We start from the raw sequence: 17,678 nt of genomic DNA on the forward strand, positions 1-17,678 counted from the left end.
CCCTCCCCTAGTGTGCGTATCCGGTTGCCGGCGGAAGGCCCCCGCGCGCCCGAGGTGCTCGCGCCCGACGTTGCTGTGCGCGTTGCTCCTCTGCGCGACGGCGAGCCTGTGCGGCGGCCCGTCGGTGGCGGCGGGCCTGCACCGTCGCACGGAACTCGCGCTCGGCCATCGCCGCGTCGATCTCACGCGACCGGTAGTCGAGGCCCCGCGAATCGCGCAGCAGTGCCCACATCACCAGTAGTACCCCCACACTAATCAGGACGAACCACATCTCGGTCTCCTTTTCGTAGAACCGGCTCTCTGGGATGTGCACCGGCGTTGCCTACGACGCTATTAGGCCGATCGACGCAGGTCACCGGGCCGCAGACGGAACGTGGAGACCATCTGCAGGCGGACGCGGAATCCACCCGTGGGTGGAGGACCGGGGCACGACCGCGGCGTTAGAATCGGGGGATGCGGTGGCTGCTGGATCGATACCGCACCTGGTTCACGCAGGCCGGGTACGAGTATCCACCGGTGTACATGCTGATCTCCGACTGCGGCCTGCTCTTCTTCGTCGTCTTCGCCGCGGTCCAGCGCGTGGTCAACGGTGTCACCGGTATCGACTGGATCTTCGTGGCGCTGGCTGTCGCGTCGGCACTGGTGGCAGTGGTCGGCGCGGTGGTTGCCTGCACCAAACCACGCATCTGGATGTTGCCGTTCCTGCTGATCGGCACCGTGGTGTTCTTCTGGCTGGTACCGACGCATGGCGACGTGGCTCCTCTGGTCCTGGTTCTCGGGGCCGCGATGTCGGCAGGGGTCTCCTCCTTCCGCTCCGGCGCCGTCTACACGCTCCTCTACACCGCGGCGGCGGTGATCGGCACCGTCCTCGGCGTCGTCGAGCAGGGATGGGTGTTCATCCTGATGGTCGGATTCGGTGGCGCCGTCGGTCATCTGCTGCAGAAGCAGTTGCACCTGCTCCAGGCCGAACGCCGCGAACGAAGCCGACAGGTCGCGCTCGACCGCGCCGCCATCGCCGGCGAGGTACATGACGTGGTCGCCCATTCGCTGGCGATCGTCCTGCTGAACGTCACTGCCGCCCGGCGCGCCCTCGCGGATGCGCGACCGGCCGATCACGCCGACATCGCCGACGCGCTCGACGCCCTGCGGGACGCCGAACAACAGGGCCGGGTGGCGATGACCGATGTGCGAACCACCATTGACCTGCTCCGCAGCGAGTCCGCGCCCACCAGCGCCCAGCCCGGCCTCGGCGATCTCGACGACCTCATCGACGGGTTCCGCCGGGCGGGATCGACGGTCACGTTCCACTTTCGCGCACCGGTGACGGCGTTGAGCAGCGCCACCGAGCTCGCCGTGTTCCGGGTGGTGCAGGAGTCACTGTCGAATGCGGCCAAGCATGCCCCCGGACGTCCGGTGCACGTCGCCGCCGAACCCGACCCGCAGGGCGGGTACGTCGTGGCCGTCCGCAACCCGGTCGGCCCGGGAACCCGACGGTCGGCCGGCGGCTACGGCCTGGCCGGGATGGCCGCGCGCGTGGAGAACCTGAACGGCCGGGTCCGCACCGACATCAGCAGCGGGATATGGCAGGTGATCGCCGAGTTCGACACCGATATCACCGGCTGCTGTCCACGGATCACCGGTCTATTGGATGCCGTCTTCCCTGACTCCGACGATCCCGCGGAGATCCGTGACGACGCTGTTGCCACGCATGACACCGAGGGCCGCCGCGAAGATCGGCCGGTCGCCGATCATCACCCGGCGTTCAGCATCCCGCCGACCACAACTCGAGGAGTGGCAGGTGAATGACCAACCGATCCGGGTGATGCTCGTCGACGATCAGGAGCTCATCCGGTCGGGGCTGCGTCGAATCCTGCGCCGCAAGGACGGATTCGAGATCGTCGCCGAATGCGCCGACGGCGACGAGGTGCCCGAGACACTGCGGTCCGCCGACGCCGACGTGGTGGTGATGGACCTGCGGATGAAACGGGTCAGCGGGATGGAGGCCACCCGACGGCTGCGTGCCTCGGACGCCGCCTCTGCCCCACCGGTGCTGGTGCTCACCACCTTTCACGACGAGGAGTTGCTGTCGGAGGCGTTGCGGGCCGGTGCGGCAGGCTTCGTGCTCAAGGACTCCCCCGCCGAGGAACTGATCCGCGCGGTCCGCGTGGTGGCCGCCGGTGACGCCGTCCTCGATCCGGCGGTGACCGCCCGGGTCCTCGACACCTATCGCAGCGCTCCCGCACCCGGCCGTGCGCGCGGTGCGACCACGCTGGGGACACTCACCGCCCGTGAACGGACCGTCCTCGAACTGATCGGGCGCGGGATGACCAACGACGAGATCGCCGCCGAACTGGTGATCTCGGTGGTGACCGTGAAAAGCCATGTGGGCAGGATCTTCCGGGCGCTCGGTGTCCGGGACCGGGCGGCGGCAGTGGTGTTCGCCTTCGATCATGGCGTGGTCGCACCGCGCGCGTGACGCGGACTAGGGTGGTCGGCATGAGTTTCGCGGGGTTTCCCGAGGCCGCCCTGGACTTCTACGACGACCTCGAGATCGAGAACACCAAAGCGTTCTGGGAAGAACACAAACAGACCTATCGCACCGCGGTCGCCGAACCCATGACCGCGCTGACCGATGACCTCGCCGCAGAATTCGGGCCGGCCAAGCTGTTCCGGCCCTACCGCGACGTGCGGTTCTCGAAGGACAAGACACCGTACAAGACCCATCAGGGCGCCTACGTCTCAGTGGCCCCCGCGACCGGCTACTACGTGCAGATCGGAGCACCCGGGGTGCGTGTCGGCGGCGGGATCTACGACGTGTCCACCGACCGGCTCGCCGCGATCCGGTCGGCCATCGTGCACGAGCGTCACGGTGCCGAGCTGATCGAGATCGCCGAGGCGCTCACCGCGGCCGGATGGGAGTTCGGCGGGGATCAGCTCAAGACCGCACCACGCGGCTTCCCGAAAGACCACCCGCGCATCGGATTGCTCCGGCACAAGACGTTCACCGCGATGCGGGACTACGGTTTCGACGAGGTGATCCACACTCCCGAACTCGTCGAACGCATCCGCATCGACTGGCGGGAGACCGCACCGCTGATCGACTGGATTCTGCGGCACGGCAACGACGCGCCCTGACCGGGCCGGACCGGAGTGCCGGTCAGGACTCGAGGACACCGTCGAGGTACACCCACGCGCCGTCGACCCGGGTGAACCGGCTGTGCTCGTGCAGGCTGCCCCGCGACGAACCGTTGCGGTGGTGGGCGGTGAACGTCACCTCCCCTGCGGTGTCGAACGGACCACCGGCCGTGGATGATTCGACGTCGAGCCGATACCAGTCGAGGTCCTCGTCGAGGGTCACGCGCCGCGGTCGGGTGTGCGGATGCCAGCTCCGGACCACGTAGTCGCGGTCACCGGTCACGAACGCACTGAACCGCGACCGCATCAGCGCCTCGGCCGTCGGCGCCGTGCGCTCCCCGGCCAGGATCGGCCCGCAACACTGCCCGTACACCTCACCAGTGCCACACGGGCACCGATCGTCGGGCTCCACCACTCGCATGTCGGTCAGGGTAGCGGGCGCACGCCGCTTGACTTCCCCGGCCCGGATGAGCAGATTGCAGGTCATGGTGACGGAGCGGTCGTTCGGGTCGGTGTCGGTGCTGTTCGCCGACAACGGCGGGGTGGTGCCATACGGGAACTCGGTGGTGGTGCCCGGATCCGAGGCGACGATGCTGATCGACCCGTCCCTCGCACTCGATCGTGACCCCGTGGACGCCGACATCGTGGTGCTCTCGCATGCGCACGAGGACCACATGGCCGGCCTGCGGCACTGTTCCGGCGAGACCTACGCCCACCACCTCGACGCCCCCATCGTCGGCTCCCTCGAACTGTTGCTCGGCGAGTACGACTTCACCCCCGAGGAGCGTGCCGCCGCCGCGACCGCCCTCACCATCGACTACCACCTGCCCATCTCACGGACCGGCGTGCACGGCGTCGACGGCGACCACGTGTTCGACCTCGGCGGGCGACGCGCGCAGCTCATCCACCTGCCCGGTCACACCGCCGGTCACTGCGGGGTGCTCGTGGAACCCGACGGATTCTTCTACGTCGCCGACATCGACCTCACGTCCTTCGGACCGTTCTACGGCGACCGCGGCTCGAGCCTCGACGACTTCCTCGCCTCCCTCGAGCACGCCGAGTCGGTCGAGGCCCGCTGGTATGCGACCTTCCACCACAAGGGCGTGGTCGAGGGACATGCCGAGTTCACGAGGAGGATCGCCGCCTACCGCCACCGCATCGTCGAGCGGGAGGAACGCCTGCTGGCGTTCCTCGCCGAACCGCGAACCCTCGACGAGATCGTGGCGCACCGCCTCGTCTACCGCCCGCATGTGATCTCGCCGTGGGTACGGGCAACAGAACGGCGCACCGCCCAACTGCACCTCGAACGCCTGGTCAGAGCCGGTGCGGTGAGCATCGACGACACGTCGGGACTGATCCGGCAAGTGGCCTGAACGGCCTCCAGCCAACTGCCAGGCCGGTCACGGCGCCGTGCCAGCGCCAGCGAGTGTGATGGTTTCATGCACATCGCACCGCACGCCACCGACACCGTCCTCGTCGTCACCGACGGCACCGTCCGCTCCACCGCGATCATCGACGAGCTGCTGCGCAACGGCCGCACCGTCGCGGTCACCGGACCCGCCATCCGCGACCTGGTCGCCTACGTCGACGCCGGCGTCCACGACCGCGTGTGGGCCGTCGTCTCCGACCCGTCCGACCCCGACCAGATCGCGACGATCATCGAGCGCGCCACCGAGTCGATGGGACCGGTCATCATGGTCATCGACCCCGGCGGCCTGCTCCACGACATCCACGACGCCGACCGCCGGGTGGCCTGAGCCGTCCGGGGGCCGCGCCACCCCACGGATCTCGTGCCCCTGAAACCACCTGTCCCTGAACCCTGTTCACTGTCGCGCGATGGAGCGGGGAGTTCCGAGCCCGCCGAGCTTGTCCGGATTGCGCATCGCATAGATGTGCTGGATCCGGCCGTCGACGACGTCGAGCCAGAAGACCCCGCCCGGGTCGTCGGTGAGTTCCACCGAGAAGCCGGGCATGCCGTTGATGCTGAGCAACTCGATCCGCAAGTCGCGTCGGGTGCCGGCGACGACGAATCCCCGCAGGACCTTCGCCACCCGTTGCGCACCCTCGATCGGGCGTCGTGCCGCGCTCGCCTTGCCGTCGCTGTCGGCGATGAAGGTGACGTCCGGGGCCAATGCCCCGATCAGCGCGTCGATGTCACCGGAGGACGCGGCGGCCAGGAACGCCCTGGTGACCGCGGCGGCCGCCTCGTCGTCGGCAGGTGTGTACCTCGGCCGACGGGACTGCACGTGATTGCGTGCGCGATGAGCCGTCTGCCGCACCGCTGCACCACTCTTCCCGATCATCGACGCGATCTCGTCGTGCGCGAAGCCGAACACCTCGCGAAGCACGAACACCGCCCGCTCGTCGGGACTCAGCGACTGCAGGACCACCAGCATCGCGGTCGACACCGACTCGGCGAGAACGACGTCGTCGGCCGGGTCGTGCTCGTCGAGCAGGATCGGCTCGGGAAGCCACGGACCGACGTAGTCCTCGCGCCGGCGCATCGCGGTGCGCGCGGCGTTGAGCGCCTGCCGGGTGACGATCTTCGCGAGATAGGCACGCCGGTCGACGACGCCGGACAGGTCCACCTCTGCCCAACGCAGATAGCTCTCCTGCAGAACGTCATCGGATTCGGTTGCCACACCGAGGATCTCGTAGGCGATGGTGAACAGTAGCGGCCGATGCTCGACGAACACCCGGAGGTGCTCGTCCGGTTCCGTGTCTCCCATGGTCATGCCCCTGCGACCTCCACCGGTTCGGCGACGGCCGTCGGGCTCGGCCGACCGGCCATTCGCGCGAAGCTCCTGAGTCCCCACACCGTGCTCCGACAGACATACTCCTTGACCAGTGCCGCGGCCCGGCCGGTGACCACCGTACGCGCCGGGGAATCGTCGAGGTGGGTGAATTGCAGGGTCGCGGCCCGGCGACCGAGGCTGATGCACTGCGAGACGAAGACCGGGCGTGCGGGCGTCGGTGGCCGACCGGCGAGTACCGCACGTGCCGTCTTCGCGGCGTGCAGACCGAGCTGGTTGGCGGCCTGACAACTCATCCGCGTGTGCACACCGTCGGGGATGACCGCGTCACCGGTGCCGACGATGCATGGGTCGTCAACGCTGACGAGGGTGGCGTGGGTTCGCAATCGTCCGGCGTCGTCGCAGGTCAGTCCGCTGTCGCGGGCCAGATCCGGGGCGGTGAACCCGGCGGCGAGAACAGTGAGGTCGCCGGTGATCGCGGTGTCGCCGTCGGGTCCGCCGACCACCACACCCGCCGCGTCGATCCGCCGCACCGGTGTGTGTTCGCACACCGTGACGCCGAGGCGGCGCAGCGTGGCTCGGGTGGTCGCCCGTCCCCGTGGCGAGATGCCGGGTGTGATCTCGCCCGCGGCGACGAGGGTGATGCGGCGGCCGGGTCCGGCGAGTTCGGCGGCGGTCTCCACCCCGGTGAGCCCACCACCGACCACGGTGATCGCGGCGTGCTCGGGCAGGGTCGCGATGCGCTCGCGGATGAGTCCGGCCGATTCCCATTCACAGATCGCCAGCGCATGTTCGGTCGAGCCGGGAATCGTGTCGGCACCGGCACTTCCCACCGCATAGATCAGCAGGTCGTAACCCAGGTCCGGGCCCGAGGCGAGCCGCACCCGGTGCCGGCGGGCGTCGATGCGCTCGGCGGAGTCGACGAGCAACCGGACCCCGGCGGCGAGGACCGAGGCGAAGGGTTGTCGGGGATCGCGGGTGTCGGCGGCCCACTGGTGCAGCCGGATTCGCTCGACGAAGTGATCTCGGGGGTTGACGAGGACGACGTCGAGCGACCGGTCGGCAGCGAGTCGGTTGGCCGCGGTGATCCCGGCATAGCCGCCGCCGAGGACGACGACGGTCCGTCGCGGTGTCGTTTCGCGTGTGGTGATCATGGGTCGGCTCCTACCAGTGTTGTCGAAGACCCCGGTCGGGGGTGGGTCGACCACAAGACACCGGCCACGCCCGGAATGTGACAGCCCTCAGGACACGGCGTCGAGATCCTCGGCGTCGGTATCGGTGGGCGTTCCCGGCCGGGCGTCGAGATCTATTCCGAGCCGATGGGCGACGAGACGCAGCTCCCGTTGCGCCACGGTCCGTTCCGATCCGAGGAGCCCGATCGCTCGGATCAGTTCGCGGGATCGGATCACCGGTCGGGCGAGGTCGACCACGTGATGGAGCGGGGTGGAGCGCAGGCCCATCTCACGGGCGATCTCCCGGTCGACCCAGCGGGTGGAGACCGCGGCGAGCAGCGGCCGCAGGAACGGTCGGGCCAGAACGTGCACAGCATCGTTGAGCGGTCCGGGCAGACCCAGATCGGTACGGTAGCCGTCGTCGAGCAGAGCCCGGACCAGCACCTTGGACTCGGATTCGGGGCGTAGCCGGAACCGCTGGGAGATGCGATGGATGCGCTGGGCATCGGCGAATCCGTGCGGTAGCAGGTCCTCGTCGACACCCATCACCCATCCGATCCAGCGCCACAGGTGGGTGATCGCCTCGAGATCGGCTCGCGAATACCGGATACCGAGGTCCTCGGCGATCTCGATCGGCAACACCAGGAATCCCGCGGTGATGGTGAGTTGCGCATACGTCTGGTTGATCGGCACACCCCACGCGTCGTCGTCCCAGTCGCACTCGGCGTGCAGGTGGTGGCGGACCATGGCGTGCACCAAGCGGATCCGCAGGGTTTCGAGCCAGCCCTGACCGCCGGGTTCCATCAGTCCGGGGGCGGTGGCGAGGGTGACCCAGCGGGCGGTGGACTGCACACGATCCCAGGTGCGGTCGGTGAGCCGGCCGGTGGCGACGAGTGGCCGGACGAAGCCCGGCGCCTGATAACCGTAGATCAGCGATTGGTACAGGGTGCTCGACTGCAGCGAGCCGAAACGCCACCAGGCCTCGGCGCCGGCCCGCGCGAGGTCGGGCTCGAACCAGGGCGGTGGTGTCGCAGCGGCCCGCACGAGGTGCGCCGCTTCGGGAAACGCGTCGTCGAGATCCTCGGGGCGGTCGAGAGCCGCCATCAGCGCGCCCCACGAGGCACCGGGGATGGACATCAGTTCGGTGACGACGGCGTCGGCGGGCGGATCGCCCACGCGGAGTCCCCGACCCATCGCGTCGACCTGCTCCGGGAAATCGGCTCGGACCGCCTCCCAGTTGCGTGCCCCGGTGATTCTCGCCGCATCCCACGACTCCACCCTCGTCGCCATAAAGAACAGTGTGTCTATTGCGGTGGAGGGCGTCAAGGAAGGGGTCGACCCACACCCGAGAAACCAGACCACACCAGCAGGAACAGGTGGTCGACGATCTCCTCGCGGGTCATCGTGCGGGCTTGCGCCCACCATCCGACGGTCGTGGCGACCGCGCCGACGAGGGCATGCGCCCATGGCTCGGCCGAGGCCGGGTCACCGCCCCGCCGGACGAAGCCGTCCCGCAGGATGTCGGCGACGGCGCCGACGATCAGGCCGTCGTCGGTGGCCGCGGGGCGATCGAGCCGGCCGGTCAGTGCGCGGGCGAGGGCCGGCTCATCGTCGAACCATCGGGCCAGGATGTCGATCGCGGCACGCGTCTGTTCGGCGGGATCGGTGACGCCGTCGACGATGGCGGCGAGCCGGCGCAGGATGATGTCGGCGTGCCGTCGGGCGAGGGCCTCCATCACCGCGCCGCGGTCAGAGAACACGGCGTAGACCGCCGAGCGGGTGAGACCTGCGGCCGAGGCGATGTCGGCGAGTCCGACATCGGGCCGCCCGGACCTCCGGATGGCCTGTTCGGCGGCGTCGAGCAGTTCTTTGCGGCGGCGTGCCGGATCGACCGGCGGGCCGGGTGGACGTCCACGACCGCGGCGCAGCGACATCTCCTCGGACATGGTCACCTCCAGCGAGGATTCACCCTACTAGTCTGGCCGGGTGCCACCCGCCGATCGCCGACTGTTCACCACGCGCCTCCTCTGCGCCGGAATCCTGGTGGCGCTGGCCGGGATCTGCTACTCGTCCTGGGTGCTGGAGTTCCTGTGGGCGTCGCCGCTGGATCCGCTGCGCAGTTTCCTCAGCGAACTCGACGCCGCACACCGTCCGCACCGCGGGTGGTACATCGCCGGCGACGTCACCACCAGCGTCGCTGCGATTCTCGCGGCCGCGATCATGCTTCTGCCCCGTCCGGCGGTCCGCGGACCGGCGGCACGCGGTGCGCTCGCGGCGCTCGCGCTGTTCGGGGTCGCTACTGTCACCGATGCACTCTCGCCGATCGAGTGCATCCCGCACATCGACGCGAACTGTCCGGACGAGCCGAGTGGAATCCTCCCCCAGCTGCACCACATCCACGCGCTCACCAGCACTGTCGCAGTGTTCGCGATCTTCGCCACGATGATTCTGGGTGTACTCGCCGCATGGCGGGCACCGATCTGGCAGGTGCTGCGGTACTGGGGCCTGGCGGTCCTGGTGGTGATCACGCTCGCGACGGTGTGGATGCTGGCCGCCGACAATCTCCACGGCGACTATCGACTCGGCCTGGCGCAACGCATCCAGGTCGGCGGGATGTCGGTGTGGCTGGTGCTGTGGGGTGTGGCGGTGGCGACTCAGCGCAGATCGACCACCCCGGCATCCGGTTCGGCACGGTAGAGCCGATCGATCTGCTCGGCATACTTGTCGGCGATCGGCCGGCGCCGCAGCTTCATCGTCGGGGTCAGTTCCACTCCCCCGGGATCCCACGCCTCGGGCACGATGGTCAGCCGTTTGACCTGTTCGACCCGAGAGAGTTTCGCGTTGCCCAACCGCACCGCGGTGACCACCTCCTCGATGACCGCCGGATGCCGGGTCAGCGCGGCGACGTCGGCGTCGGGCATGTTGAGCGCCTTGGCCCGGGCCGCGGCCGCGTCGGGATCGAGTACGACGAGCGCCGACACATAGGGCTTGCCGTCGCCGATCGCGGCGACCTGACCGATCAGCGACGACGCCGCCTTCATGGCGTTCTCGATGTTGGTCGGCGACATGTTCTTACCGGACTCGTTGATGATGAGTTCCTTCTTGCGGTCGACGATGGTGACGTTGCCCTCCTCGTCGATCGAGGCGATGTCACCGGTCGCCAGCCATCCGTCGGAATCGATGGTCTCGGCGGTCTTGTCCGGCATGTTCCGGTATCCCCGCATCACCACCGGGCCCCGGACGAGCAGTTCGCCGTCGTCGGCGATCTTGACCTCCATACCGGAGATGGGTGTGCCCACGGTGCCGATCTTCATGTTCACCGGCGTGGTCATGGTAGAGACACCGGTGGTCTCGGACATGCCCCACACCTCGAGGACCGGGATGCCGAGACCGAGGAAGAACTCGAGCACCTCGGTCGGGATGCTCGCCGCGCCCGATCCGGCGAAGGTCAGCTGGTCCATGCCGATCGCCGCCCGCACCTTCTGCAGCACGAGTTTGTCGGCGAGACCGTGCTGGATGCCGGAGATCGGGCCCTGTCCGGTGCCGGCCAGCTGGGCGTGGGCGGCGGCGGTCCCGGCGGCCATCGCCCACGCGCCGAGATTCTTCCTGACCGGACTGGTCTCCTCGGCGAGTCTGGCCTCGATCCCCGCACGGATCTTCTGCCACACCCGCGGAACGCCGAAGAAGAAGGTGGGCCGCACCTCCGGGAGCGCTGCGGCGATCTCACGCGGGTCGGGCACCGTCGTGATCTGGATGCCCCGGGCCATGTTGGCCGCATGCGAGGACACGCGGTCGGCGATGTGGGCGGCAGGCAGATACGAGATCACACGGTCGTCGAAGCCGACGTCGACGATCTCGGCGAGCGCCGCCAGCTCGGCGATGATGTTGCGATGGGTGATCTCCACGCCCTTCGGCGGCCCGGTGGTGCCGGAGGTGTAGATGAGCGTGGCCAGGTCCTCGGGCTCGACGGCATGCCAGCTCGCGGCGTAGTCGAAGTCGGGTGAGCCCGATCTCTCGACGTCGTCGAGCGTGATCGCGCCGGTGGCCGGACCGTCGACGACGATCGTGGTGCTCACCCCCGTCGACGCGGCACCCAGCACCGGGAGGAAGACCTGCTCGGTGACGACGAATGCGTTGTCGGCGTTGCCGAACAGGTACTCGACCTGGTCGGGCGAGCTGGTGTTGTAGATCGAGAACGGGACCGCACCGAGGTGCAGCGCGGCGGTGTCGACGAGGTGGAACTCGGGGCGGTTGGTCAGCATGATGCCGATCCGGTCGCCATGGGACACCCCGAGCGCGGCCAGGCCCCGCGCGATCGACTCGACGCGTCGGCCGTACTCGTCCCAGGTGATCTGTCGGATTCCGCCGACCGTACGGAGTGCGACCTTGTCGGGATGCATGCGGATCGTGGCCTGGAACGCCTGGGGTAGGGTGGCGACCCGGGCTCCGCTCTCATGCGGAAAGGTGATCCGTTCGTGGTGTGCCATGTCCGACGTCCCTCGCATCGCAGAATCGGTTGTGATGCGAATCACAGTACTGCGATCTCAGGGCGTTGCGTCCGGAATGCCGTAATCGGTAATCGGATGGTGAAGATCACTCGTCAGAGCACTGCCGGGAACGGCTGTCCGGCCGTCGGTCCGAGGTCGACCGCCGTCCACCGGACGGAGGTCCCAGCTCCCACCACCGGTCAGCTCGAGAACCGATGTGTGGTGCCGGTCGGTGGTGCTGCGGTGGCTCACCGACACGACGATCGTGTCGGGGAGTTCGGTGCGGATCAGTGAGTACAGGGAGTACTCGAGTCCCTCGTCGATCGCCGAGGTCGCCTCGTCCATGAAGACCACGTCGGGCCGGGTCAACAACACTCGTGCGAATGCCACGCGCTGCTGCTCGCCCGGCGAGAGTACCTTTGACCAGTCCTCCTCCTCGTCGAGCCGGGCCACGAGATGAGGCAGGAACACCTGCTGGAGAGCCGCGCGGATGGCATCGTCGCCGACGGCGTCGGGGAGCGCCGGGTAGGCGACGGCGGTGCGGAGGTCGCCGAGCGGGATGTACGGGATCTGCGACAGGAACAGGGTGCGATCACCCGGCGGACGGGCGAACTCGCCGTCGACGAACGGCCACAGCCCGGCCAGTCCACGCAACAGGGTGCTCTTGCCTGCCCCGGATCGCCCCTTGATCACCAGCGCGTCGCCAGGGCCGAGGGTCAGGTTCAGGTCGCGGATCAGGTCGTCGCCGCTGGGTGTGGTGATGCCGACGTCCGTGAGTTGCACCGCGCCGTCTCGGTCGACGGTGTCGATCTCGGGTAGGGCGCGGGACTTGAGGTCGGCGTCCTCGAGCCCGTCGAGACGCAGGATCGACGCCCGCAGATTGGCGAAATCGTCGTAGGAGTTCCGGAAGAACGAGAGCGCGTCGTGGACGTTGCCGAATGCCCCGGCGGTCTGGGACATGTCACCGAGTTTGATCGATCCGTCGAAGAATCGCGGCGCCTGGACGATATACGGGAACACCGCCGACACCTGGGTGACGCTGAAGTTCCAGCCCACGAATTTCATCGTCCGGTAGATGATCTGCCAGTAGTTGTCGATGACCGCCCGGAATCGCGTCATGAGTCCATGCTGTTCGACGCCTTCGCCTCGGTAGAAGGCGACGTTCTCGGCGCCGTCGCGCACGCGCACGAGCGAGTAGCGGAAGTTCGCGGTGAGACGCTCCCGCCAGAAGTTCAGGCGGATCAGGGGCCGATCCAGAATGCGACAGCCGTCGCGATCAGCACGTACATGAAGACCAACCACACCATCATGCGCGGGATCTCGATCCCGCCCAACGTCATCGGACCCGACAGATCCCAGAGGATCTTGGTGAACGAGACGATCGTGACGATCGCCGGGATCACACCACCGGTGGAGGAACCACCCGAGCTGAACACCAGCACCCGGCTCGAACTCGCGAGATTGGTGATATCGGATTCGATCCGCTGATCCGGATTGTCGATGCCTGGGTGGATATCCGAAACCTTGCGGCGATCACCGATGTCGACGAAGCGGTTGCGATAGAACGCTCGACCGCCCATCCAGTCGGCCGTCGCGTTCTCGGTGAGCCACCAGCGCCACTTGATCTCGAATGCGCTGCCGACGTAGATCTCGAGGAGAGTGCGTCCCACGTGGATCGCGGCGAGGATGCCGAACACGGCCATGGAGTGCCAGAACCCGGACTTGCCGGCCTCGAGCATCGCCTCACCCTCGGGCCCCTGGCCGGTCAGACCCTGTCCCACGATCTGCAGCGATGTGTAGAGGTCGTTGCTGAAATAGGTGAGCAGCACCGACAATCGCACCCCGAACAGGGAGAGGAGCATGAGACCGATCAGGTAGCCCCAGGCGACCGTACGGGTCTGCGGCCCCAGGAAGAATCGGCCGCTGACCCGCCAGAACTGCTTGCCCCACATGGTGAATCGCGCAAGCACGAATCCCACTACGAGAAATCCGACGAGCGTGATCGCGAAGACGATACCCATCCACCGCAGGGTCGCCCAGATCTCGGTGCCCCAATCGATGCTGTACTCCATCAACCCCCCTCGGCCGGCTTCGGTCGCTCAGATCGCCGAAGTGTATCCCGCAGTGGCGGTTTGCACTGCACGACGGGATCCGACGGTTGTCGGTGTCGTTCGACGGCGTCCGGGGTGGCGCCTCAGTTCTTGGGCGGGAAGTACTTGATCAGCGCTTCCTGCACCACCGAGGTGGCGAGGGTACCGTCGCGCATCCAGAATCGCCCTGAGCCCATCCCGCGGGACCCGGTGGCAACCGGCGATCGGGTGGCATACAGCATCCACTCGTCGAACCGGAAGTCGCGGTGGAACCACATGGAATGGTTGACGGTGGCGGCGAAGAGCCGGTCGATACCCCAGGACAGTCCGTGAGTGGTGATGATCGAGTCCAGCACGGTGGTGTCGGAGGCGTAACACATCGCGGCGACATGCATGATCGGGTCGTCGGGCATCACGCCGTCCGTCTTCATCCAGACGCGGTTGTCGCGCAGCGTCTCCCCCGCTGTGCGCATCTTCCACGACGGGTCGTTGGCGAACCGGATGTCGATGGGGTGCAACGCATTCACGAAGGTGGCGATCGTGTCCTCGAAACCCTTGAAGTGCTCACCCAGCGGGGGCAGCTCCTCCGGGTAGGGTACCTGCGGGATCTCGACGGCATGCTCGAGTCCGGCCGAATTGTCCTGGAAGGCAACGAGCATCGTGAAGATCTCCTCGCCGTCCTGCATCGCGGTGACCTGACGGTTGGCGAATGACCTGCCGTCACGGAACCGTGCGACGTGGTACTCCATCGGCTTGTTGACGTCGCCACCGCGGATGAAGTGGGCGTGCAACGCATGGACCGGCGGCTGCCCACGGGTCAGGCTGCGCGCCGCCGCAACCACTCCCTGACCGAGCATCTGCCCACCGAAGGTGCGTGCGGTCTTCTGCTCCGGGTGCTGGCCGATGAAGAGATCGTCGTCGCGCTGCTCGACGTCGAGCAGGTCGAGGAGTTTGCCGAGGTCGCCGGAGCGTTCCGCTGTCATGCGACCACCCTAGGCCGTGACCCCACCGGTCAGAAGGCCGGGGCGATCGACGATTCCGCAGCCCGATCCGCGCGTCGACGATCTCTACACTCGTCGGGGTGACCAGCGATCACGTCGCCGAGGCGGCGGCGACGACGACCCGCAACGGCCGTTCCATGCGCCGCCGACGACGTGTGTGGGCCGCATTGGCCGCGGCGTTGATCGTCGTCGTCGGTGTGGGTGTTCTCGCCGTTCGATCGGCCCCGGAACGATGGTTGCCGTGGGACACCGCCGAGATCCCGGTCGATACCCCAGGTCTCACACCGGCGCAGGCGCTCATCGTCGACCTCCTGCGTCGCGAGCACGCCGCGCAGCGCCCGGGCACGTTCTACTCCGAGGGTGTCGACGAGGCGTGGTGCGCGGACTTCGTCACCTGGATTCTGCGTGAGGCCGGTCAGCCGTTGTCGAATCCCAATTCCGGGCACTGGCGCATACCGGGCGTCTACACCCTGCAGGAGTTCTACGAGGACAACGGCCGATTCGAGCCGGTCGGCGGACGCACACCCCGTGTGGGCGACGTCGTCCTGTACGACCGGAGCTCGGGATTCGGTCAACACACGAACATCGTGGTCGCCGTCGACGGCAGTACGGCCACCACTGTTGGCGGCAACGAGATGGGCCGGATTCGGGTCCACCGTCTGGACTGGGCTTCCGACGGCGGCGTCGTCGGGTTCGGCAGGAGCGTCATCCGGCGCGACGACGACACGCACCAATGAGTGACGCAGCCCAGTCTCGGTTTGTCGATTCGAGGTGGACGCCACGGTGAAGCGGGGTAGACAAGGGAGAGGTCGGCACGAGTCGGCCCGGTCGCGGCATCGCGGTCGGAGTTCTCGAATCCGAAAGGAATACCCTTGTCTGACAATGTGTATCGAGTGATCGAGGTCGTCGGTTCATCGACGTCGGGCACCGACGACGCCATCCGCAACGCGATAACGCGGGCATCGGAGACTGTGAATCACCTGGACTGGTTCGAGGTCACAGAGACGCGCGGACACATCGAGGACGGCCAGATCGCGCACTTCCAGGTGCGACTGAAGATCGGTTTCAAGATCGAGGGGTGAGTCGGTGTCCTCCCGCCCGACAGTTGTTGCGTAGAACGACTGCTCGACCGGCGCATGCCCGCGCCGGTCGAGCGGGACGTCCTCGCGCCGGAAGGCCCACCGGCCGTCGAACCTCCTCGGCCGACGTCAGGACCTGACCACCTCAGAGCTGGTCACCTTGCGCACCCGACCCACGAAGATTTCGACACGCCTCGTCGCTCCGCTCCTCATCGGCTCAATCACCGAATTCGCCGGTCACCTTGCGCACCCGGCCCACGAAGATTTCGACACGCCTCGTCGCTCCGCTCCTCATCGGCTCAATCACCGAATTCGCCGACTGAGCATCCGAACCGCGCCTCGCGTCGGAAACGCGGTGCGCCCGCGCCGCGCCTGCACGACGAAGTGCGCGGGAGCTTGCGACCGATGCGATGAGGAGGAAGCCGCGGCGCACCTGGGCGCACCGCGGCTTCCGACGCAATCGAACTCAGTGGTCCTGTTCACCGATCCGGTGCACGTGGATCATGTTGGTGGAGCCGACGGTGCCGGGCGGGGCGCCGGCGACGATGACGACGACGTCGCCGACCTTGAGTCGTCCGATCTTGAGGAGCTGGTGGTCGACCTGGTCGATCATGTGGTCGGTGGTGTCGACCTTGTCGACGATGAATGTCTCGGTGCCCCAGCTGAGTGCGAGTTGGCTGCGGACGGCCTGGGTGGGCGTGAAGGCCAGCAGCGGTAGCCGCGAGTGCAGGCGGGCGAGGCGTCGGACGGTGTCGCCGGACTGGGTGAAGGCGACCATGGCCTTCACCTCGAGTCGCTCACCGATGTCGCGGGCGGCGTAGGAGATGATGCCGCGCTTGGTGCGGGGCACATGCGAGAGCGGAGGGACGTCGCGGGAGCCGGATTCGACGGCCTGGCAGATGCGGTTCATGGTGCCGACGGTCTCGAGTGGCCATTTGCCCACCGAGGTCTCGCCGGAGAGCATGACGGCGTCGGCGCCGTCGAGGACGGCGTTGGCGACATCGGAGGCCTCGGCACGGGTGGGCCGGGAGTTCTCGATCATGGAGTCGAGCATCTGGGTGGCGACGATGACCGGTTTGGCGTTCTCGCGGGCCATCTGGATGGCGCGCTTCTGGACCAGCGGCACCTGCTCGAGGGGTAGTTCGACGCCGAGGTCGCCGCGGGCCACCATGACGCCGTCGAAGGCGAGCACGATGGCTTCGAGGTTGTCGATCGCCTCGGGCTTCTCGAGCTTGGCGATGACCGGTACGCGGCGGCCGACACGGTCCATGACCTCGTGGACGAGCTCGATGTCCGACGGGCTTCGCACGAAGGACAGGGCGACCAGGTCGACGCCGAGTTCGAGGGCGAACTCGAGGTCGTCGATGTCCTTCTCACTGAGTGCGGGGATGGAGGTCTTGACGCCGGGCAGGCTCAGACCCTTGTTGTTGCTCACCGGGCCGCCTTCGGTGACGGTGCAGACCACGTCGTTGCCCTCGACGGCGGTGACCTCGAGACCGACCTTGCCGTCGTCGACGAGGAGGCGGTCACCGGCTTCCGCGTCCTCGGCCAGCTGGGCGTAGGTGGTGGAGACCCGGTCCTTGGTGCCGACGATGTCGTCGACGGTGATGCGGACCTCGTCGCCGGTGTTCCACATGACCTGGCCGTTGAGGGCACCGTCGTCGACGAACTTGCCGAGGCGGATCTTGGGGCCCTGCAGGTCCGCGAGAATGCCGACGGCCTTCTCGGTGGCGTCACCCGCTCGCCGCACTCGCTGGTAGACGGTGCGGTGGTCATCGTGGGTACCGTGACTGAAGTTCAGTCGTGCCACGTCCATACCGGCTTCGACCAGTTCCTTCAGTCGTTCTTCGGTATTGGTGGCAGGGCCCAGGGTGCAAACGATCTTCGTACGGCGCGTCACGGTGTCCACCTTAGTCCGGTCGTTTCGGCTTCTCTATCCGCCGTCACGACTTGTCATCGCC

At 67.6% G+C, this 17,678-nt stretch carries 17 protein-coding genes and 1 pseudogene; 8 read left to right on the forward strand and 10 right to left on the reverse strand.

Annotated features, from left to right (window positions below):
- Positions 1-7 precede the first annotated feature (7 nt).
- Positions 8-271 (reverse strand): hypothetical protein, encoded by a 264-nt coding sequence (locus tag ACWDUA_RS04430; RefSeq protein WP_449749795.1) that lies wholly within the window; start codon positions 269-271, stop codon positions 8-10.
- A 182-nt stretch (positions 272-453) separates the two neighbouring features.
- Between ACWDUA_RS04430 and ACWDUA_RS04435 the strand changes: the two genes are divergently transcribed.
- From ACWDUA_RS04435 to ACWDUA_RS04445, 3 genes are read left to right on the forward strand one after another with little or no spacing between them, the layout of a single operon-like run.
- Positions 454-1,806 carry a sensor histidine kinase gene (locus tag ACWDUA_RS04435; protein WP_449749796.1) on the forward strand — a complete coding sequence of 451 codons (1,353 nt, stop codon included), beginning with the start codon at positions 454-456 and terminating at the stop codon, positions 1,804-1,806.
- A 16-nt stretch (positions 1,807-1,822) separates the two neighbouring features.
- Positions 1,823-2,476: a response regulator transcription factor gene (locus tag ACWDUA_RS04440; protein WP_449750034.1), complete on the forward strand. Its 654-nt coding sequence runs from the start codon at positions 1,823-1,825 to the stop codon at positions 2,474-2,476.
- 20 nt (positions 2,477-2,496) lie between these two features.
- Positions 2,497-3,135 carry a DUF2461 domain-containing protein gene (locus ACWDUA_RS04445; protein ID WP_449749797.1) on the forward strand — a complete coding sequence of 213 codons (639 nt, stop codon included), beginning with the start codon at positions 2,497-2,499 and terminating at the stop codon, positions 3,133-3,135.
- Positions 3,136-3,157: 22 nt separating this feature from the next.
- Here the strand turns inward: ACWDUA_RS04445 and ACWDUA_RS04450 are convergent, their stop codons facing one another.
- A complete protein-coding gene (locus ACWDUA_RS04450) occupies positions 3,158-3,556 on the reverse strand; it encodes a YchJ family protein (RefSeq protein ID WP_449749798.1) in 399 nt (132 codons plus the stop codon).
- Between the two features lie 64 nt (positions 3,557-3,620).
- Here ACWDUA_RS04450 and ACWDUA_RS04455 point away from each other — a divergent pair, with 64 nt between their 5' ends.
- Both ACWDUA_RS04455 and ACWDUA_RS04460 read left to right on the forward strand, forming a co-directional pair.
- The gene (locus tag ACWDUA_RS04455) at positions 3,621-4,508 is read left to right on the forward strand and encodes an MBL fold metallo-hydrolase (RefSeq protein WP_449750035.1); all 888 of its coding nucleotides are present in this window, start codon (positions 3,621-3,623) and stop codon (positions 4,506-4,508) included.
- 66 nt (positions 4,509-4,574) lie between these two features.
- Positions 4,575-4,892: a hypothetical protein gene (locus ACWDUA_RS04460; RefSeq protein ID WP_449749799.1), complete on the forward strand. Its 318-nt coding sequence runs from the start codon at positions 4,575-4,577 to the stop codon at positions 4,890-4,892.
- Positions 4,893-4,958: 66 nt separating this feature from the next.
- Here ACWDUA_RS04460 and sigJ read toward each other — a convergent pair whose 3' ends face one another.
- The 4 genes from sigJ to ACWDUA_RS04480 all read right to left on the reverse strand — a co-directional run bounded on the left by sigJ (position 4,959) and on the right by ACWDUA_RS04480 (position 9,006).
- Entirely contained in the window at positions 4,959-5,870 is a 912-nt protein-coding gene (sigJ, locus tag ACWDUA_RS04465) for an RNA polymerase sigma factor SigJ (RefSeq protein WP_449749800.1), read from the reverse strand.
- The gene (locus tag ACWDUA_RS04470; RefSeq protein WP_449749801.1) at positions 5,867-7,042 is read right to left on the reverse strand and encodes an NAD(P)/FAD-dependent oxidoreductase; all 1,176 of its coding nucleotides are present in this window, start codon (positions 7,040-7,042) and stop codon (positions 5,867-5,869) included. The genes sigJ and ACWDUA_RS04470 overlap by 4 nt, the downstream gene beginning before the upstream one ends.
- 87 nt (positions 7,043-7,129) lie before the next feature.
- Positions 7,130-8,350 (reverse strand): oxygenase MpaB family protein, encoded by a 1,221-nt coding sequence (locus ACWDUA_RS04475; RefSeq protein ID WP_449749802.1) that lies wholly within the window; start codon positions 8,348-8,350, stop codon positions 7,130-7,132.
- Positions 8,351-8,382: 32 nt separating this feature from the next.
- On the reverse strand, positions 8,383-9,006 hold the full coding sequence (locus ACWDUA_RS04480) for a TetR family transcriptional regulator (protein WP_449749803.1): 624 nt from the start codon (positions 9,004-9,006) through the stop codon (positions 8,383-8,385).
- Between the two features lie 40 nt (positions 9,007-9,046).
- Between ACWDUA_RS04480 and ACWDUA_RS04485 the strand changes: the two genes are divergently transcribed.
- The gene (locus tag ACWDUA_RS04485; RefSeq protein ID WP_449749804.1) at positions 9,047-9,757 is read left to right on the forward strand and encodes a DUF998 domain-containing protein; all 711 of its coding nucleotides are present in this window, start codon (positions 9,047-9,049) and stop codon (positions 9,755-9,757) included.
- Here ACWDUA_RS04485 and ACWDUA_RS04490 read toward each other — a convergent pair.
- From ACWDUA_RS04490 to ACWDUA_RS04500, 3 genes and pseudogenes are all read right to left on the reverse strand, one after another.
- Positions 9,715-11,547 carry an AMP-dependent synthetase/ligase gene (locus tag ACWDUA_RS04490; protein WP_449749805.1) on the reverse strand — a complete coding sequence of 611 codons (1,833 nt, stop codon included), beginning with the start codon at positions 11,545-11,547 and terminating at the stop codon, positions 9,715-9,717. The two genes, ACWDUA_RS04485 and ACWDUA_RS04490, sit on opposite strands and share 43 nt — an antisense overlap.
- A 144-nt stretch (positions 11,548-11,691) precedes the next feature.
- Positions 11,692-13,619: pseudogene (locus ACWDUA_RS04495) on the reverse strand (ABC transporter ATP-binding protein/permease); the annotation flags it as partial.
- 122 nt (positions 13,620-13,741) lie between these two features.
- On the reverse strand, positions 13,742-14,620 hold the full coding sequence (locus tag ACWDUA_RS04500) for an acyl-CoA thioesterase (protein WP_449749806.1): 879 nt from the start codon (positions 14,618-14,620) through the stop codon (positions 13,742-13,744).
- A 155-nt stretch (positions 14,621-14,775) separates the two neighbouring features.
- Here ACWDUA_RS04500 and ACWDUA_RS04505 point away from each other — a divergent pair, with 155 nt between their 5' ends.
- Both ACWDUA_RS04505 and ACWDUA_RS04510 read left to right on the forward strand, forming a co-directional pair.
- Positions 14,776-15,375 carry a CHAP domain-containing protein gene (locus tag ACWDUA_RS04505; RefSeq protein WP_449750036.1) on the forward strand — a complete coding sequence of 200 codons (600 nt, stop codon included), beginning with the start codon at positions 14,776-14,778 and terminating at the stop codon, positions 15,373-15,375.
- Positions 15,376-15,510: 135 nt separating this feature from the next.
- Positions 15,511-15,720 carry a dodecin gene (locus tag ACWDUA_RS04510; protein WP_449749807.1) on the forward strand — a complete coding sequence of 70 codons (210 nt, stop codon included), beginning with the start codon at positions 15,511-15,513 and terminating at the stop codon, positions 15,718-15,720.
- Between the two features lie 463 nt (positions 15,721-16,183).
- Here the strand turns inward: ACWDUA_RS04510 and pyk are convergent, their stop codons facing one another.
- Positions 16,184-17,617 carry a pyruvate kinase gene (gene pyk / locus ACWDUA_RS04515; protein ID WP_449749808.1) on the reverse strand — a complete coding sequence of 478 codons (1,434 nt, stop codon included), beginning with the start codon at positions 17,615-17,617 and terminating at the stop codon, positions 16,184-16,186.
- Positions 17,618-17,678 lie beyond the last annotated feature (61 nt).

Source organism: Gordonia sp. NPDC003376 (assembly GCF_053589235.1).

Bases quoted from the DNA above. Each gene is read 5' to 3' on its own strand.
- ACWDUA_RS04430 (WP_449749795.1), bottom strand. From the start codon at position 271: ATGTGGTTCGTCCTGATTAGTGTGGGGGTACTACTGGTGATGTGGGCA.
- ACWDUA_RS04435 (WP_449749796.1), top strand. From the start codon at position 454: ATGCGGTGGCTGCTGGATCGATACCGCACCTGGTTCACGCAGGCCGGG.
- ACWDUA_RS04440 (WP_449750034.1), top strand. From the start codon at position 1,823: ATGCTCGTCGACGATCAGGAGCTCATCCGGTCGGGGCTGCGTCGAATC.
- ACWDUA_RS04445 (WP_449749797.1), top strand. From the start codon at position 2,497: ATGAGTTTCGCGGGGTTTCCCGAGGCCGCCCTGGACTTCTACGACGAC.
- ACWDUA_RS04450 (WP_449749798.1), bottom strand. From the start codon at position 3,556: ATGCGAGTGGTGGAGCCCGACGATCGGTGCCCGTGTGGCACTGGTGAG.
- ACWDUA_RS04455 (WP_449750035.1), top strand. From the start codon at position 3,621: ATGGTGACGGAGCGGTCGTTCGGGTCGGTGTCGGTGCTGTTCGCCGAC.
- ACWDUA_RS04460 (WP_449749799.1), top strand. From the start codon at position 4,575: ATGCACATCGCACCGCACGCCACCGACACCGTCCTCGTCGTCACCGAC.
- sigJ (WP_449749800.1), bottom strand. From the start codon at position 5,870: ATGACCATGGGAGACACGGAACCGGACGAGCACCTCCGGGTGTTCGTC.
- ACWDUA_RS04470 (WP_449749801.1), bottom strand. From the start codon at position 7,042: ATGATCACCACACGCGAAACGACACCGCGACGGACCGTCGTCGTCCTC.
- ACWDUA_RS04475 (WP_449749802.1), bottom strand. From the start codon at position 8,350: ATGGCGACGAGGGTGGAGTCGTGGGATGCGGCGAGAATCACCGGGGCA.
- ACWDUA_RS04480 (WP_449749803.1), bottom strand. From the start codon at position 9,006: ATGTCCGAGGAGATGTCGCTGCGCCGCGGTCGTGGACGTCCACCCGGC.
- ACWDUA_RS04490 (WP_449749805.1), bottom strand. From the start codon at position 11,547: ATGGCACACCACGAACGGATCACCTTTCCGCATGAGAGCGGAGCCCGG.
- ACWDUA_RS04500 (WP_449749806.1), bottom strand. From the start codon at position 14,620: ATGACAGCGGAACGCTCCGGCGACCTCGGCAAACTCCTCGACCTGCTC.
- ACWDUA_RS04505 (WP_449750036.1), top strand. From the start codon at position 14,776: ATGCGCCGCCGACGACGTGTGTGGGCCGCATTGGCCGCGGCGTTGATC.